A 16,799-nucleotide genomic window follows, 5' to 3' on the forward strand; every position below is an offset into this window, starting at 1 on the left:
GCCAGTTCCCCTAACCTGGGTGAGGCAATTAGTTATGATGTGATGGGTAACATCACCAGCCTGACGCGAGATAACGCTGGGACCAACAATTATACAGGTTACACAGGTAACCAACTGACACAGATTAGTGGTTTTACCAACAGTAGTTACACCTACAACGAAAATGGGAATTTAAAGAGCGATAGCCAAAAAGGGATTAACCTGAGCTATAACTACCTCAACCTGCCTACGCAGGTAAGCGGGAACCAAAACATTACTTATACTTACAATGCCGCAGGACAAAAACTAAAGAAAGTTAGTGGCATAAACACCACCGATTATGTAGCTGGGATCCAATACACCAATGGTGTGATAGAATTTATCCAGACAGAGGAAGGTGTAGCGAGAAGAAACGGAACAGATTACAGTTACGAATATAACCTGACCGATCATTTAGGTAATGTGAGGGCTACTTTTTACAAGAATCCAAACGGACAACTGGCAGAGGTAATCCAAAGGGACGATTATTTTGCTTTTGGACTAAGGAAAATGGGGATTCCAAATTCAAATGTAAACAAGTACCTTTATAATGGCAAGGAGTTGCAGGAAGAGTTAGGGCAGTATGATTACGGAGCAAGGTTCTATGACCCGGTGATAGGGCGTTGGAACGTGGTGGATCCGTTTACTGAAGTGTCAAAGAGATTTAGTCCATACAGTTACGCTGTTGATAATCCAATTAGGTTTATTGATGTTGATGGAATGTATGCTAATGACGAGACTAAAAGTATAAAGTCAACTGTAATTGATGGAAGAGGGAATGTTATTAAACATACTAATGACAATGATAATTCCATATATCAAGTAGATGATCCTTCCAATTGGAACGGTAGTAATATGGGCTTGATAAAGGTCGGAACAGAAAAGAAAGGAATTGATTATGATAAACTTGTTGGCAAACAGCTAGGATTTTTACAATACAATTCATTAAGCCGGGAATCGTCAAAAAATATGCTGGAACAAATCGGTAATATTTCATCAGCATTAGGAACAACCGCAAATGGGGCAGAGTTATTTGTAACTTATAATGCAGGAAAAGCCATATTTTATACAAATATCAAAGGTAAAATATCATGGATATCTTCCTCTTCAGTACAGAAAATAACAAGCAACATAGGTACTGGTATTGCAATAACGGGTTTTATTGTTGATGGCGCTATGTATTTGACTGGAAATCAGGGTGGTGCTAAGACAACTGTTCATTTAGGTATGAGTGCTTGGTCTTACTTTGGTAAATGGGGGCTCAAAGCTAATCTGCTAACCAGCGCTATTATGATTTTGGGAGAAGCTGCGTTTGATGATTCTCATTTTACAGGAAAAAGCTATAGAAATCCAATGATATTACCTAGAGATAATACTACCGTTTCACCATAATAAATGAAAATGAAAACTATATTTTATTGGTTATATAGATTATTAAAAAAGACAAGAAAAGAAGATGATCCCTCGGTAGCTACTTTCATGGTAATTACTTTTCTCCAGGCATGGAATATTGGGGTGGTGTATAAGATTGTATTTAATCCCAGAGGAGTTGTTACCGCAACAAAAAGTTTTGCTGCTGTTGTTGCGATAATGCTAACTATCGTACTCATGTTGATAAACTATTTCTTCCTTTATAGGACGAGAAAGGCAGATTTTATTAAAATTGAAAATCAAAAAAAGAGAAAATATAGGTTAGGTGAAATACTTTTTTGGATTTATTTTATTGGGTCGATCCTTAGCATTTTAGGTATTTTATTACTTCCTGACATTTTTTAAGTATTCGGTTGCCCAAGCTATTCTAATTTTTCGCAGGTCGTCTCGAACTAAAGATAAAGAGGGAGTTGAAATCCGAAAGTATAAAGACCTCTGCTACTGGATCTGCAGATGTTAAAGTTATCGCGGGCGGTGGTGTAAATATTTCAGTTGGATGGGTAAAAGGTGGAAGTCTTGATTCTCATGTTGCAGGATTAGATGCATTAAACCTTAAGAATTTTGGGGCAAATAAAAATGGATACAAAACTTCACAGGTTGGTTTCTCCTCTCTGACTAAAGGCATGAAAGTTGGTGCTTCAGCAATGTATAGTATTGGCAGAACTTGGGTGTATTAGTTTAAGGCTTTTATAAAAATGAATAGAGCAAGTAAAATCATCTTATATTCAATTTTCATTATTCCAGTAATATTGCTATTTAGCTTTTTTTTCTGGTTAGTTTTTTTTGACGGAACAACAGAAGAGGTAATTAAGGATAGTGATTTGGCTGAAAATTTTGCGGGCAAAGTAGATTCTTTATATTTCGATAAGCAAAATCACAATATTAAAATAGCTGTATTGGCTAGCGGTTATAAATATCAGATTTTTAGAAGGTGGGAATATAAAATTAAAATAGGAGACTCGTTATCTAAGAGAAAAGGATCATTAGAGTTGATTATTTATAAGGATAGTGAAGTAAAAGCTATCTTGGACTATAGAGATACATATAGAAAGTAGCCCCTCGTTACTGCAAGGTCAATGTCATTAAGTTAAGGGTTTTTCATATTGCATCTTTTTGATCTTTAATCACTTTAGGTTTTATTCGGGCTCTGTATTTCTCCGCTGGTGCGAGCGTCCCGCTTGTACCAAAATAGTAAATGAAAGCCTGGCCAGCTATTCGAGATGTTTTTTAGGGCATCTCGAATTAAAGATAAAGACGGATTTGAAATCCGAAAGAATAAATCTGAGCGAGGCAAAAGCATATTAGACTTTGTTTTATTTAGCGTACATTTCAAGTAGCCCTGAATTAAAATTAACCCTAAACAAGAAAAGGAGCAAATTTTCATTGCTCCTTTTAATTATCCGCTGGCGGAGAAGATGAGGAAGCACTCGCAGTATAATTATGGTTTTAATAATCCGATAAGGTTTGTTGATCCTGCCGGGATGGAGATTATTTCAGTTACTGGTGGGGTTAAATTTACTGAGGAGGATGCTAAAAGCGCTTTTGAAGTTATTACTGGACAAAAAAGAAATGTATATATAAATATCAATGATAGTTATACCGAAAGACAAGAAATAAATGCAGATGATAAAAAGGAAAGTTATGGTTCATGGGCTGTTTTTTCTGCAAAGAATTTTAGATTGGCAAACGAGGCACTGGATGCTTTTGGAGATAGAAGTTCTTTTATCAGGCTTGAAGTGGTTATTTATGAAAGGAATGGGTTCAGATAAAAGTGGAATAAAGATAAAAACGGATTTGAAATCCGATGGGTTAAAACTAACTGATGCATTCAAAACAATAAGAGCTCCCTGCCAACACAGGTAAGCGGTAGCAAGAACATCACCTTTTGTCTAAAAACTTATAAAATATTTATGTCTTTTGAGCCGTAGCTCGATAAAGCTTCATGTTTACTATCCAGTTCGGTGATTAAATAGTCTATACTTTCTATTGGGCAGACTTTTAATCTTAAAGTAATATCCAATTTTTCAGAAATACAAAGCACAGCCGATTTTTTTGAACAAGCCAGCATGGCTTTTTTTAGCTGATTAATCTCCCAATCTGTATCCGTTAACCCCTCTTCAGAATGTATGGCGCTGGTTCCCATCAAACATAAATCAGCCTTTATTTCAGCAAGCTGTCCAATTACATGTCCTCCATAGGTTATTTGTGAGTTTTTTGAGAATAATCCCCCAATTAAAATCACTTCAACATTATTGTATTTTGATAATTCTACGGCAACTAATGGGCTTATTGTAAAAAAAGTAGCCTGTAATCCTTTAGGTAACTGTTTTACAAACTCTAAAATGGTTGTTCCGCCACCAGTTAAAACCACCATTCCATCTTTTATTAGTTCTGTGGCTTTTTTTGCTATTGTTATTTTGCTATCGCGAGCGTAAACCGTACTGTCATCAAAAGAACTATGGTAAGATTTTGATAAAGCGCCACCATGAACTTTAAACAGCAAACCATCATCAACCAATTCTTGTAAATCTCTTCGGATGGTGTCTTCAGATACATTTAGCAGTTGTACCAAATCAGAGGTTAATACACGGTTGTGTAAGTTAATCTGGCGCATTATAAAATCGTGGCGTTCTTTTTTTAACATAAGGTGTTTGGTTTTAGCTAATGTATAAAAAGATTTTTAGCTTTTTTGTGTTTTGCGTGTTTTTGCGTTTTTGTGCAATAAAATGTTGTGTGCTAGGAGCAAAAATCTTTCTTGTTTGTTTTTTTATTGAAAAACATTTATGATATTAGCTAAATATTGGAAAAGAATGCGTTATTATGCGTGTTTGGCAAACAACTAACAAAACAACTAAACTTAATCAAATCCTAATCGACAGTTTATGAGAAAAAAACTACTCTTAATTTTTATCGGTACGTTTTTGTTGCTGGCTCACGCCATTGCGCAACAAATAACCGTTACAGGTAAGGTTTCGTCAGAAGACGGGCCTGTACCAGGAGTTTCCATCAGAGTAAAGGGAAGCACCGTAGTATCCCAAACCAACGGTGAGGGTGTTTACTCAATTAAAGCATTAAAAACTGATGTACTAACCTTTTCTTACATAGGTTACATTACACAGGAGCGTGCTGTTGGAGCAAATACTTCCATCAATATTACCTTAAAATCTGAGGCTAAGGGCTTGGATGAAGTTGTAATTACTGCACTAGGTAATACAGTTAAAAAGAAAGAACTTGGAACATCACAACAAACCGTTTCAGGAGCTGTAATTGCAGAAACACAACGCGAAAACTTCATTAATGCATTGCAGGGTCGTGTGGCTGGTGTAGAAGTAACTAGTTCATCAGGTGTACCTGGAGCATCATCCTCAATTACAATACGTGGTGTAAGTTCTATAAGTGGAAGCAATCAACCACTTATGATTGTTGATGGTTTGCCGATAGATAACAAAACCTTAAGCACAGCGGCTTTTGTATCTGATGCGAGTTCAAACACAGCATTTAGCAATCGTGGTGTAGATTTTACCAACAGATCTGCCGATATTAATCCTGAAGATATCGAAAGCTTAGTAGTTTTAAAAGGACCAGAAGCTGCTGCGCTTTATGGTATTGATGCTGCAAATGGAGCCATTGTAATTACAACAAAAAGAGCTAAAGCTGGTGCAGGAGCTGTAAATTATTCAAATAGCTTTAGAGTTGAAACAACCAGAAATTATCCTGAATTGCAAAAGCAATATGGAATTGGTACATCAGGGTCGGGTAATGTAATTACAACTTTAAATGGTGCTTACGAATATTTTGGTCCTGAATACGCTGCCGGAACTCAACTTTATGATAACGTAAAGGATTTCTTTCAAACAGGTTTTACCCAAAAGCATAATCTATCATTTGAAGGTGGTTCTGAAAAGTTAAATTATCGTATTTCTACTGGGTACACAGATCAGCAAGGCGTGGTACCAAATTCTGCTTATCAAAGAATTAACCTTACTGGTGCATCACAAGGGATTATAAATAAGTGGTTAAAAACAGATTTATCCATGAATTATAGTTATTCGGTAAACGATCAGCCTTTAAAGGGGAGTATCGGACCGCTACTTGGTTTATTGGTTTGGCCACAAACAGATGATGCAAAAAATTATTTAACTCCTTCTGGAACAAGAAAAGTTTTATCTCTAGGTACGATAGGTAATGCTGAGATTGATAACCCTTATTTTAACATCAATAAAAACGTTATCAATTCGAAAACAAACCGTATTATTTCCAACCTAGGGTTAACTATAACACCTTTCAGTTGGGTTGATATTAAAACTAATATTGGGGTAGACTCTTACACTAACCAAAATTTAATTGTTCGTCACCCAGAAAGTGCTGCGGCATTTAGTAGAGGTGGTACAATTGATGTGGCTAACGATGTAACCAGAAACATCAACTTGCAAAATTTAATCAACTTTAAAAAGCAAAAATTAACAAACGATATTTCCTTTGATGGTACATTAGGTAACTCCTTACAGAACCTAAAATCGAATGTTGACGCAGGTTACGGTGAGAACTTTTTGGATCCTAATTTTTACTCTTTAAATAATGTTGGAACTAAACTAGTAAGAACAACAATTACTCAACGCCGTTTAGTTAGTTTTTTTGGTAGAGCTACTTTCGATTACAAAAACTATTTATTTTTAACAGGAACAATTAGGAATGACCGTACATCTACTATTCCAAAGGATCGCTATTCTTTCTGGTATCCATCAGTTCAGGGAAGTTTTGTGTTTACCGATGTGCCTGAATTCAAATCACTTAAAAACGTATTTACTTACGGTAAGTTAAGGGCTGCATATGCCAACGTGGGTAAAGATGCTCGTCCGTACGCTTATGTGCCAACGTTAGAAAACAAAACAACAACTAATGGTGGTTATGGCTACGGTTTTACTGGACCTAACCCAGGCTTAAAGCCAGAATTTGCAAAATCGTATGAGTTTGGTACTGAGCTTGCATTTTTTAACAATCGTTTAGGTTTAGATGTAACGGTGTATCGTAAAGAAACAACAGATCAAATTGTAAACGATATTAGAGGAAGTTATGCAACGGGATTTATCTTATTAAACTTGAATGGGGGTTCAACGCGTAACCAAGGTATTGAGCTAACATTACGTGGAACACCAGTAAAAACAAAAGATTTTACATGGGATGTTTTGGCGAATTTTGAGTCGGCAAAAGGTACTGTACTTTCATTGCCAAATAGCCTTCCAGAATCTTATGTTTCTGATACATGGTTATATGGAAACGTTCGTAACGGTAATACACCAGGTTACTCTACACGTTCATTAACCGGTTTGTTTTATCTGCGTAATAACCAAGGTCAGTTGTTAATTAATCCAACAACTGGTGTTCCGGTTCGTTCAACTACATTTATTGACGCTGGTTATGACAGACAACCTGATTTTACAATTGGTTTAACCAATACCTTTACCTATAAAAATATGTCGCTTTCATTCTTGTTAGACATTAGAAAAGGTGGAGATGTATTAAACGCAACGCAACATTTCTTAACTACTTTAGGTTTAAGTACAAATACATTAGATCGTATGACCCCTAGAATTATTCCTGGAGTACTACAAGATGGTAAAGAGAATTCTTCTAATCCAACAGCAAATAATATTGCTTTTATTCCTTATTACCAAAATGGTTATTACACCAATGCGAGTGAGGAATTATTTATAGAAAAAAATATTAACTGGATCAGATTGAGAGATGTAACCTTTAGCTATCGCTTACCACAAACCATGCTTAAAAAACAAAACTTTGTAAAAAGCGCAAGTGTATTCGTAACTGGAACAGATTTGTTTTTGATTACAAATTATACAGGTTTAGATCCTGTTGTAAATGGTAATACGGCTGCGGTTGGAGGATCAGGTGCATCAGGTATTGATTATGGAAACTTTCCAATGCCAATTGGTTTAAACTTTGGAATTAAGATTGGATTATAAGAAGATAAGATTATGAAAAAAATATATTTAATATTACTAGCTGGCTTATTATTTACCGTTAGTAGTTGTAAAAAATATCTGGATGTAAATACCAATCCAAATGCACCACAAACGGTAACAGCCAATTTATATTTGTCGCCAATGTTGCACTGGGCAGTTACTGCGCCACAATACGATGGAAGGTTTATTGGTAGATATACACAAAACTGGACTTCAACAACGGCAGGTACCACCTGGGATTTACAAGGCTATGATGCCTCATCTGATAATGGTGCTGAACTTTGGAGAGATGTTTATTGGAGTTTAGGCCAAAATTTAGTTGATATGATGACTAAGGCAGAAGCCGAACAACGCTGGGATTTATTAGGCGTTGGGCAGATTTTAAAGGCTTGGGGCTGGCAAACCTTAACAGATATTCATGGGGAGATTGTAATAAAACAAGCTTTTGATCCTACTAAATATGCTTTTGATTACGATAGTCAGGAGTTTGCTTATCAGGAAGTACAGCGTTTATTAACGCTAGCAATAGCAAACTTACAGCGTACAGACGGTGCTGTTGATGCTGCGTTTTTAGGTAAAACGGATGTTATTTATAAAGGCGATCGTTCAAAATGGCTAAAATTAGCTTATGGGATGTTAGCTTTAAACTTAAATCACTACAGCAATAAATCAACTTACAAACCTGATGATGTAATAGCAGCGGTTGATAAATCATTTACAAGTAATTCGGATGATGCTTTAATGACATACCCAGGTGTTACTGGTAACGATGATAAGAATTTTTTAGGCCCAACCAGAGGCAATATGCAAACGTACAGACAAACTACTTTTATTGTGAATTTGCTAAATGGCACTCAATTTACAGGAGTTGTGGATCCACGAATGAGTAGAATGTTAGCGCCGTCTCCTGATGGTAATTACAGAGGTGTTGTAACTGCATCAGGTATTGTTGGCTTTTCTGCAGCACAATTGCCAAATAATTTTTGGAATTTACCTTCTACGTCCGCACCAGCGGCAAATACTCAAGGTAGATACATCTTCTCTGATAAGTGTAAATTGCCAATTATGACATATGCTCAGCTTCAATTTATTAAAGCAGAGGCTGCATTTAAAAAGGGAGATAAACCTTTAGCATTACAAGCTTACATAAACGGAATTTCATCGCACATTGATTTTGTTAACGCCAGAAATTTAGATGATAATCAATCTGCTTCTCAGATTTCTAGCGCAGATAAAACAGCTTATTTAACCTCTACAACTATTGTACCTGCAAATTCTGGAGATTTAACCATTACGCAGATTATGTGTCAAAAATATATTGCACAATGGGGTTGGGGGCATTTAGAAACATGGATGGATATGAGAAGATACCACTATACAGATGCTGATCCAGCTACAGGTAAGCAGATATTTTTAGGTTACGTTTTTCCAACAACTTTATTTTCTGATAATGCCAGTAAACCTGCATACAGAGTCCGTCCTAGATACAATTCTGAGTATGTTTGGAATCGTACTGCCTTAGAAGCAATTGGTGGATTAGCAGTAGATTATCACACAAAACAAACCTGGATTATTCAACCTTAACCTAGCTAAAATGAAAAGAAAATATATAAGTATACTGACCGTAATGATGGTTTCGGTATTTGGTCTATCCTGTAAAAAAGACAATACACTTAAAGTGATTGATATCCCTTTGGACGAGGCGAATAGCGCAAGGATAAAGTATTTTAACTTTGCTTCATCTGCACCATCAGTTAACTTTTATGCAAATGGCGTAAAAGTAGCTGGCGTACTAAGTGCTACGGGGTCTGAAAGTACTGCAGGCATAACTTATGGTTCGGTATATCCAAGTGCAAATTATAGTGTAATTACTGGAGGTACATATAAGGTAAATGCACAGATTCCAGCGAATGCTGCCGCAAATCCAAACGTATCAATTACAGAAATTAATGCAACGCTAGCTAATGGAAAGTACTATTCTTTATACACTAGTGGACTTTATACTAGCGCAACTAAAACTTCAGAATCTTTTTATGTTGAAGATAAATTGCCTGCTATGAACAATGCTTTAACTTACGTGAGATTTGTAAACGCTATTTCAAATGGTACGCAACCTATGAATTTGGTGGTAAAAAACACAGTAACGAACGTTGAAACTGTTGTAGCAACAAATATTGCCTATAAAACGGGTTCTGAATTTGTTGGTATTCCTGTTGGAATTTATGAGTTGTATGTAAGATACCCATCTTCATCAACAAATGTTATTTCTAGAAATGCGTCAACCAATGGCACAGTAGCGCTTCAAGCTGGAAGAACTTATACTGTTGGTTCTAGAGGTGATATGACAGTAACTTCAGCTACTGCAACCAATAGACCTTTGCTTGATAATACAGCAAACAGATAAACGAAAGCTTAAATCTTTGAAATCCCCGGCAGTGCGCCCGGGGATTTTTTTTAACCACTTGTATATTATTAGTATCTTGTAAATACGTCCATATTATTAGCTTATGAAATCTATCTACCTTTCGGTTTTGCTAGTTATCTTGGCTATTTCATTAAAAGCTTCGGTATTTACCGTTACAAACAACAATAATTCAGGCCCTGGCTCTTTAAGAGAAGCAATTTTAAGTGCAAATGCAAATGGATCGGTAACTACGGATTATATTTATTTTAATATTCCTGCAAGTTCAGTAACAAATGTAATCATTAACTTAACAGAAGAATTACCTCCTTTAACTTCCAATACAATTATTGATGCAACATCTCAGCCTACGTCATTTTTAGGAAATACCAGTATTAAGATTAGATTGGTTAGAGCCGCCTCTACATTTTTTAATGGATTGGTGATTGATGGGGTTTCAGATGTTGAAATTTATGGTTTTTATTTTAGTAATTTTCTCTCGCAGGCAGGTGTTCCTTCAGACGAAAGAAAGGCAGGTATTTTTCTGAAAAATACACTGCGAATAAAAATTGGTGCACCCAATAAACAAAATGGATTCGGAAATAATTATACTTCAATTATTTCGCCTACTTCAATAAATTATCAAAAAGAAGTAACTATTTCATCAAACATTATTGGGCTTGATCCTACGGGGATGACTTCGGCACCTAATTCAGTCGGGATAGATTTAAGCTATCTATCCAATTCAACAATTGGTGGCCCAACAGAAGATTATGGAAATTTGGTAAGTTCAAATACAGTAGCAATTTCGCTAGGTGGTTTAAGTGGAAATGTAATGATTTCGTTTAATGTAATTGGGTTTGATATTGCTAAAACAAAAACATTTCCAGCAGTACAATCAACAGGGATTTTTGCCAACGGCGAATCCGTAAATTTAACAATTAGTGATAACCATATTGTATCTCAATTTACAGGAATCAGAATTGACAACATAAAGAATACCTACAAAATTAATCACAACACTATAGGTGCAGGCTTAAATTCAATGAATTTTGGAAATACTAAATATGGTATTGAGGTTTATAATTGTGGGGCCGGCGTAATTGGAGGAAGTAATATGGCAGATCAAAATATAATTGCATATAATGAACAGGCAATTCAAATTGATTTTTCTTACCCTGTATCTATTTTAAAGAATAGTATTTACTGCAATACAAACGCAGGAATTGAATTTAAGGATCTTCCACCCGAAAAAACAATTACACAGTCTAAAATTGACTTTATAGGTACAAATTCTGCCAGTGGAACTTATCTTCCTAACTCAGTTATAGAGCTCTTTGCAGATGATGATTGCCCCGACTGTCAAGGCAAAACATGGCTTGCCACAGTTGCCACAAATGCCGATGGTACATGGCAATATAATGGGCCGGTGGCTTTGGGTTTAACAAGTACCGGTACAAATGCGGATGGAGCCACTTCTGGATTTAGTAAACCTTTAATTTCTAGTGTTAAGCTGGAGATTTTAGATACCTATTGCGGAAATCCTAAAGGAAGTATTAGTAAATTATCCATTAGTGATGCAAGTGTTTTTGAATGGTATAATACCAGTAACCAATTGGTAGGGCAAAATAAAGATCTTACCGATGTGCCCGCAGGTAGTTATTATTTAAAAGCTGGTCAGCCAGGAGGTTGTCAATCTATATCATCTGTTTATACCATTAAAAACACAAATATATCTTACAATATCAGTAAGGCTTTGATTACGCCCACAAGCTGCGGACAAAATAACGGATCTATTTCAATTATCACTTATAACACAGAAACACCAGTAGAATTTACGTGGACAAATGCAAATGGAGAGGTAATAAGTAATAATGAAATGCTAATAAATGTACCCTCTGGAACTTATACTTTAACAGGCTCAAATGGAAATGGTTGCCAAAATGTTGCTGGCACTTTTAGTGTTGGAGTAGCACAACTTCCAGTTATTGATTTAACTCAAATGCAAACTTTTATAAGCTGTGATGGAAAAACAGTCAGCGTATCCAATATAAATATTGTAGGCTCCACTCAGCCATTCAATTATCAGTGGAAAAATGAAAATGACGATCTAGTTTTTGACGGATTATTGCTTCAGGGAGTAGCCCCTGGCAAGTATAAACTTTTTGTTAAAGATAAATATGGTTGCGAAGTAAATAGCGAGACAATAGATTTCAAGAAGCTTAGAAATGAAGTATTAAACGTGCCAAACTCTATTAGTCCGAATGGTGATAACATTAACGATACCTGGAAAATTTTAGGTGTGGAAAACTATCCTAATGCTGATTTCTATGTCTTCAACAGAAACGGGGATCAACTTTTTTATTCTAAAGGATATACTAAAGAATTTGATGGAACTTTTAATGGGAAACCTTTATCGGTAGGCGTATATTATTATTTGATTGATTTGAAAACAGATTGTGGCAAGCTTAGCGGAAGCATAACCATCATTAAATAAAAAAGCAGCCTAAAAGCTGCTTTTTTATCTTTAATCTATATAATTTTGAAGCCCAAACTCAATTGGAATAAATTCGGTTTTTGACTGTATCTATCGCTTTTGCTGATATTGCTTAATCCGGCTTCGTAGCGTAAATCAACAGAAATACTACCTATATCCACGCCAGCACCTGCTTGAATACCGAAAGCTTGATTTTTATAATTGCTAAAATCTGTTGCTTGCTGATAAGCAGAATTGAAGGTAGAGTTATCATCCAAAACGAATGAAATAACCGGACCCGCCATTACGCGAAAGTTTAAATTATTTGCGCCAAATTTTGTACCTAATAATACAGGAATATCCAATGTAGTAAATTTTACTTTACCTTCTGCAGCAACTTCATTGTTGTTATTATTGGTAAAGCTGATAAATTTATTGCCTTTACTACCAATGTAAGCCTCTGGCTGTACATAAAAACTTTTGCCACCAATGCGTGCCCAAGCCCCAATTTGATAACCTAAACGATTTTCTTCACCCGCAAAATCTGAATTTATTTTAGCAAGATTTACGCCTGCCTTAACCCCAAGGTTAAAGGTTTGCGCTTGTGATGTTGCCCAACCTGCCGTTAGGAAAACAATAAGGATGATGATCTTTTTCATTTGTATTGATTTGTTTTTAGGGTTTAAGCCAATTAAGGCCATGATTTTTATTGTTAAAATTTAAGGTATTAAACCTTTTTTCCACTATAACGCAATTTTAACAGAATTATCGTGTGTAAAATCGATGCTAATTTCACCTTTTTTTGTCACTATGCATAAAAAGCTATCGGCAGAGCCGCAAATATTTTTTACTTTTGCAGAAATAAATTTTGCTATGGCTAATTTTCAACTTACCGCAGAAACTGCATTTAAAGTAAAAACAAAGTTCTTAAGGAAATATCGCGACCTTGCCAATGAGCCTTTGGATTTTACACCTGGTAACGAAGATCAGCTGATTCTAGATTTAATGCGCCTTGTAAAACGCGATCGTACTTATATAGAATTTACAATCCAAAAAGCACTTGCTGATACTAAAGGGAATAGACTTTAATCAAAAATTCTTTCTTTCTCATTCTTAATTTTCTTGAGTAGCTGCTTAATTACAATTAACTGTAAATAGGTAGTTTCTAATATTTATCTCTTTTTGTACATTTACCTTGTACAAATTGTCAACAGTTCATAAATATTCCAGGCGTTTTTTCAAGGCCTGCTAAAGCATATACAATGAAAAAAATTAAATATGGCATAATTGCACTTGTCGCCGGAATTGCAATTATATCCTTTTCTTTTAAAGAAGATTTATTTCTGGTTTCTAAAAACCTAGATATTTTCGCTTCCCTTTATAAAGAAATCAACATTAATTATGTGGATGATACTAATGCTCCACAACTAATGAAAACAGGCATTGATGCGATGCTAGATAGCCTCGATCCATATACAGAATACGTTCCTGAATCGGAAATTGAAGATTATAAACTTAAATATGTAAGTACGCAATATGGTGGTATTGGTGCCAGCACCGTATTTATTGATGGGAAGTTATATGTTAATGATGTAAGCGAAGGTTATCCTGCAAATAAACAGGAAGTGAAACCTGGCGATCAGATTTTAAAAATTAATGGAATAGAAGTAAAAGGAAAAGATCGCAGTCAGGTTAGCCATTTATTAAGAGGACCAAAAGGAAGTACTGTAGATTTAGCTGTTGTGCGTGAAGGAAAAGAACTTTTAAAGAAACTTATTCGCGAAGAAATTAAACAACCTAACGTATCTTATTTTGGAATGGTTGGCGATGGTGTTGGTTACATTAAACTAGATAAATTCCTTGAAAACTCTGGTCAGGAAGTTAAGGATGCTTTGTTAAGTTTAAATAAGGAAAACCCTAAAGGCATTGTGTTAGATTTAAGAAATAATGGTGGCGGTATTTTACAAGAAGCGGTTAAAATAGTAAACCTTTTTGTAAATAAAGATCAGCTTATTGTAACACAAAAAGGTAAAAACGTTGAGAAAACAATTACTTATAAAACCCAGATGGCGCCCATATCTACATCAGTGCCATTGGTGGTATTGGTTAATGGAAATTCGGCTTCCGCTTCGGAAATTGTTGCAGGTTCATTACAAGATCTTGATAGAGCAATTATAATAGGACAAAGAAGTTATGGTAAGGGATTGGTGCAACAAACATTTAATCTGCCTTACAATAGCCTTGTAAAGGTAACGGTAGCCAAATATTATACGCCATCAGGAAGATGCATCCAAAAGTTAGATTATGCCCATAAAGATGCTGATGGTAGAGCAGAGCGCTTTGCCGATTCTGCAATTACTATGTTTCAAACTAAAGCCGGTAGAAACGTTTACAGTGGCAATGGTGTTTATCCTGATGTATTAACGGATGCAACGAAACTGAGCCCGATTACGATTTCAATGCTTAACAAAAACTTGTTCTTTTCTTACATTAATCAATATGTAAAAAATAAATCAAGTGTGCCATCAGCAAAAGGTTTTCAGGTTTCTGATGCTGATTATGCAGCCTTTACCAATAGCCTTGCGGATAAAGATTTAACGTATCAAAGTAAAACAGAACGTTTGCTTTCAGACTTACGTGCTGAGGCTGAAAAAGAAAACAAATCTGAAGAAGTTAAAACTGATTTAGAAAATCTAAAATATAAACTTACTTCATCAAAGAAATCAGATTTAGCTCTCCATAAAATGGAGATTAAGCGTATACTTGAATCACAAATTGTAAGTCGTTATTTTTATGAAAAAGGCCGCATTGAACAAAGTTTTCAGTACGATAAAGAGCTAGCTGCGGCTAAAACACTATTTGGTAATCAAACGCAAATGCTAGCCATATTAAAGGGAGATGGCAATTATAAAATTATTGGGAAACCAATTAAAGATACAGCTTCTGTAAATTAAGAAGGATAAAATTATAAGTAGAAAGCCCGGTTACATTTACGTATACCGGGCTTTTATTTTTTGATTATTTATTGGAGTAAGTTTAGTGCAATTTAACTTTCAGGCCATCCATGTTGTTGTTTAACTGAAGCTGACAAGCTAAGCGAGAGTTTGGCAACAAATCTGGCAAGGTATCTAACATTGCATATTCATCATCCGTCATTTCGTTAAGCTTTTCTTCACCTTCTAAAACATCTACACAACAGGTAGCACATAAAGCCATACCGCCACAAGTGGCCAAAATATCATATTCTGATGCCTTTAAAAACTCCATAAGGCTAAGGCCCATATCAGTTGGCGCCACATGCTCTGTTACTGAGCCGTCCGGCTCCTGCATATATATGTTAATGTTGTTTTCTTCCATGTTTCGGGTTACTTATAAACAAAAAGCAAATATAAGATAAACCCAATTAAAATTCAGCTACGCCGTTAACAGTTGTATATTTCATGGTATATTTTACACCAGGATTCATGTATTGATATGCGCTATGACTCATTAAAGCTGCCTCGTGGAAACCACAAAGAATTAATTTTAACTTGTTTGTATAAGTGTTGATATCGCCAATTGCATAAATGCCCGGAATATTGGTTGAGTAATCATCGGTGTTTACCTCGATGGCACTTTTGCTAATATTCAGGTTCCATTCTTCAATAGGGCCTAATTTTGGACTTAAACCAAACAAAGGAATCAAGTGATCGGCATCTACAACAGATTTTTCCATTGTACGATTTTGAACGATTTCAACTTTTTCAAGCTTATCTGTTCCGTGTACAGCGTGCAAATTGCTGTTTAAAACTAAGTTGATTTTTCCGCTTTCTGCCAATGCCATTACTTTTGCAACAGAATCTGGCGCTCCACGGAAACTTTCGCTTCTGTGAATCAAGGTTAATTCAGAGCAAACTTCTGCTAAGTAAATGGTCCAGTCTAAAGCTGAATCACCACCACCAGCAATTACCATTTTCTGATCACGATATTTCTCTGGATCAAGAATCATGTAGTTTACACCTTTACCATTTTCAAAGTTCTCCAGGTTTTCTACAGCAGGTTTACGAGGCTCAAAACAGCCTAAGCCACCAGCAATAACAACAACTTTGGCTTCAATAATGGTTCCCATGTTGGTTGTTAAAACAAAATCTGCTTCGCCACGCTTTTCTAAACCTTCAATACGCTCGCCCAAAGTAAACGTTGGATGGAAAGGTTTTGCCTGCTCCATTAAGTTATCGATAAGTTCCTGAGCTAAAACAGAAGGATAACCCGGAATATCGTATATCGGTTTTTTAGGATAAATTTCAGAAAGCTGACCACCAACCTGTGGAAGGTAATCAATTAAATGGCAACGCATTTTTAATAAACCGGCTTCAAAAATGGCAAATAAACCAACCGGACCAGCGCCAATTACGGCTATATCAGTAGAGATCATTCAAAAAAAATTTGATGCAAAGTTACAAAATAAACTTTTATCAACATCGTTATTTAGAAATATTCCAGATAATTCTGC

General features: G+C 35.6%; 15 protein-coding genes. 11 read left to right on the plus strand and 4 right to left on the minus strand.

The features are described 5' to 3' along the window. The 5 genes from EHC72_RS21305 to EHC72_RS21325 form a co-directional block, all read left to right on the plus strand. Nucleotides 1-1,410, plus strand: a 1,410-nt coding sequence (locus EHC72_RS21305) for an RHS repeat domain-containing protein (RefSeq protein WP_317126372.1), incomplete at its 5' end; no start/stop codon positions are given. Nucleotides 1,411-1,419: 9 nt separating this feature from the next. After that, nucleotides 1,420-1,794, plus strand: a complete 375-nt coding sequence (locus tag EHC72_RS21310) for a hypothetical protein (protein ID WP_131539748.1) — start codon at nucleotides 1,420-1,422, stop codon at nucleotides 1,792-1,794. Nucleotides 1,795-1,859: 65 nt separating this feature from the next. Then, nucleotides 1,860-2,126, plus strand: coding sequence for a hypothetical protein (locus EHC72_RS21315; RefSeq protein ID WP_131539749.1), 267 nt, complete (start codon nucleotides 1,860-1,862; stop codon nucleotides 2,124-2,126). A gap of 18 nt (nucleotides 2,127-2,144) precedes the next feature. Continuing rightward, on the plus strand, nucleotides 2,145-2,504 hold the full coding sequence (locus tag EHC72_RS21320; protein WP_131539750.1) for a hypothetical protein: 360 nt from the start codon (nucleotides 2,145-2,147) through the stop codon (nucleotides 2,502-2,504). A 360-nt stretch (nucleotides 2,505-2,864) separates the two neighbouring features. After that, nucleotides 2,865-3,218 (plus strand): hypothetical protein, encoded by a 354-nt coding sequence (locus EHC72_RS21325; protein WP_131539751.1) that lies wholly within the window; start codon nucleotides 2,865-2,867, stop codon nucleotides 3,216-3,218. Nucleotides 3,219-3,346: 128 nt separating this feature from the next. Here the strand turns inward: EHC72_RS21325 and EHC72_RS21330 are convergent, their stop codons facing one another. Then, nucleotides 3,347-4,093 (minus strand): DeoR/GlpR family DNA-binding transcription regulator, encoded by a 747-nt coding sequence (locus EHC72_RS21330; protein WP_131539752.1) that lies wholly within the window; start codon nucleotides 4,091-4,093, stop codon nucleotides 3,347-3,349. A 238-nt stretch (nucleotides 4,094-4,331) separates the two neighbouring features. Here EHC72_RS21330 and EHC72_RS21335 point away from each other — a divergent pair, with 238 nt between their 5' ends. The 4 genes from EHC72_RS21335 (at nucleotide 4,332) to EHC72_RS21350 (ending at nucleotide 12,328) form a co-directional block, all read left to right on the plus strand. Further along, nucleotides 4,332-7,430, plus strand: coding sequence for a SusC/RagA family TonB-linked outer membrane protein (locus EHC72_RS21335; protein WP_131539753.1), 3,099 nt, complete (start codon nucleotides 4,332-4,334; stop codon nucleotides 7,428-7,430). A 12-nt stretch (nucleotides 7,431-7,442) separates the two neighbouring features. Further along, the gene (locus tag EHC72_RS21340; RefSeq protein ID WP_131539754.1) at nucleotides 7,443-9,014 is read left to right on the plus strand and encodes a RagB/SusD family nutrient uptake outer membrane protein; all 1,572 of its coding nucleotides are present in this window, start codon (nucleotides 7,443-7,445) and stop codon (nucleotides 9,012-9,014) included. 10 nt (nucleotides 9,015-9,024) lie between these two features. Beyond that, a complete protein-coding gene (locus EHC72_RS21345) occupies nucleotides 9,025-9,834 on the plus strand; it encodes a DUF4397 domain-containing protein (protein WP_131539755.1) in 810 nt (269 codons plus the stop codon). A gap of 103 nt (nucleotides 9,835-9,937) precedes the next feature. Further along, the gene (locus tag EHC72_RS21350) at nucleotides 9,938-12,328 is read left to right on the plus strand and encodes a gliding motility-associated C-terminal domain-containing protein (protein ID WP_131539756.1); all 2,391 of its coding nucleotides are present in this window, start codon (nucleotides 9,938-9,940) and stop codon (nucleotides 12,326-12,328) included. A gap of 35 nt (nucleotides 12,329-12,363) precedes the next feature. Here the strand turns inward: EHC72_RS21350 and EHC72_RS21355 are convergent, their stop codons facing one another. Further along, the gene (locus tag EHC72_RS21355) at nucleotides 12,364-12,966 is read right to left on the minus strand and encodes a porin family protein (RefSeq protein ID WP_131539757.1); all 603 of its coding nucleotides are present in this window, start codon (nucleotides 12,964-12,966) and stop codon (nucleotides 12,364-12,366) included. A 151-nt stretch (nucleotides 12,967-13,117) separates the two neighbouring features. Here EHC72_RS21355 and EHC72_RS21360 point away from each other — a divergent pair, with 151 nt between their 5' ends. Together EHC72_RS21360 and EHC72_RS21365 are read left to right on the plus strand one after the other, a co-directional pair. Then, the gene (locus EHC72_RS21360) at nucleotides 13,118-13,396 is read left to right on the plus strand and encodes a hypothetical protein (protein ID WP_233166910.1); all 279 of its coding nucleotides are present in this window, start codon (nucleotides 13,118-13,120) and stop codon (nucleotides 13,394-13,396) included. 173 nt (nucleotides 13,397-13,569) lie between these two features. Continuing rightward, nucleotides 13,570-15,261: a S41 family peptidase gene (locus tag EHC72_RS21365; RefSeq protein WP_131539758.1), complete on the plus strand. Its 1,692-nt coding sequence runs from the start codon at nucleotides 13,570-13,572 to the stop codon at nucleotides 15,259-15,261. An 82-nt stretch (nucleotides 15,262-15,343) separates the two neighbouring features. On the opposite strand, the gene EHC72_RS21370 is transcribed toward EHC72_RS21365, so the two are convergent. Together EHC72_RS21370 and EHC72_RS21375 are read right to left on the minus strand one after the other, a co-directional pair. Beyond that, a complete protein-coding gene (locus EHC72_RS21370; protein ID WP_131539759.1) occupies nucleotides 15,344-15,664 on the minus strand; it encodes a 2Fe-2S iron-sulfur cluster-binding protein in 321 nt (106 codons plus the stop codon). Nucleotides 15,665-15,710: 46 nt separating this feature from the next. Next, nucleotides 15,711-16,721, minus strand: coding sequence for an NAD(P)/FAD-dependent oxidoreductase (locus tag EHC72_RS21375; RefSeq protein WP_131539760.1), 1,011 nt, complete (start codon nucleotides 16,719-16,721; stop codon nucleotides 15,711-15,713). Nucleotides 16,722-16,799 lie beyond the last annotated feature (78 nt).

The sequence above is a fragment of the Pedobacter nototheniae genome, from assembly GCF_004335085.1.
Taxonomy (GTDB): domain Bacteria; phylum Bacteroidota; class Bacteroidia; order Sphingobacteriales; family Sphingobacteriaceae; genus Pedobacter; species Pedobacter nototheniae.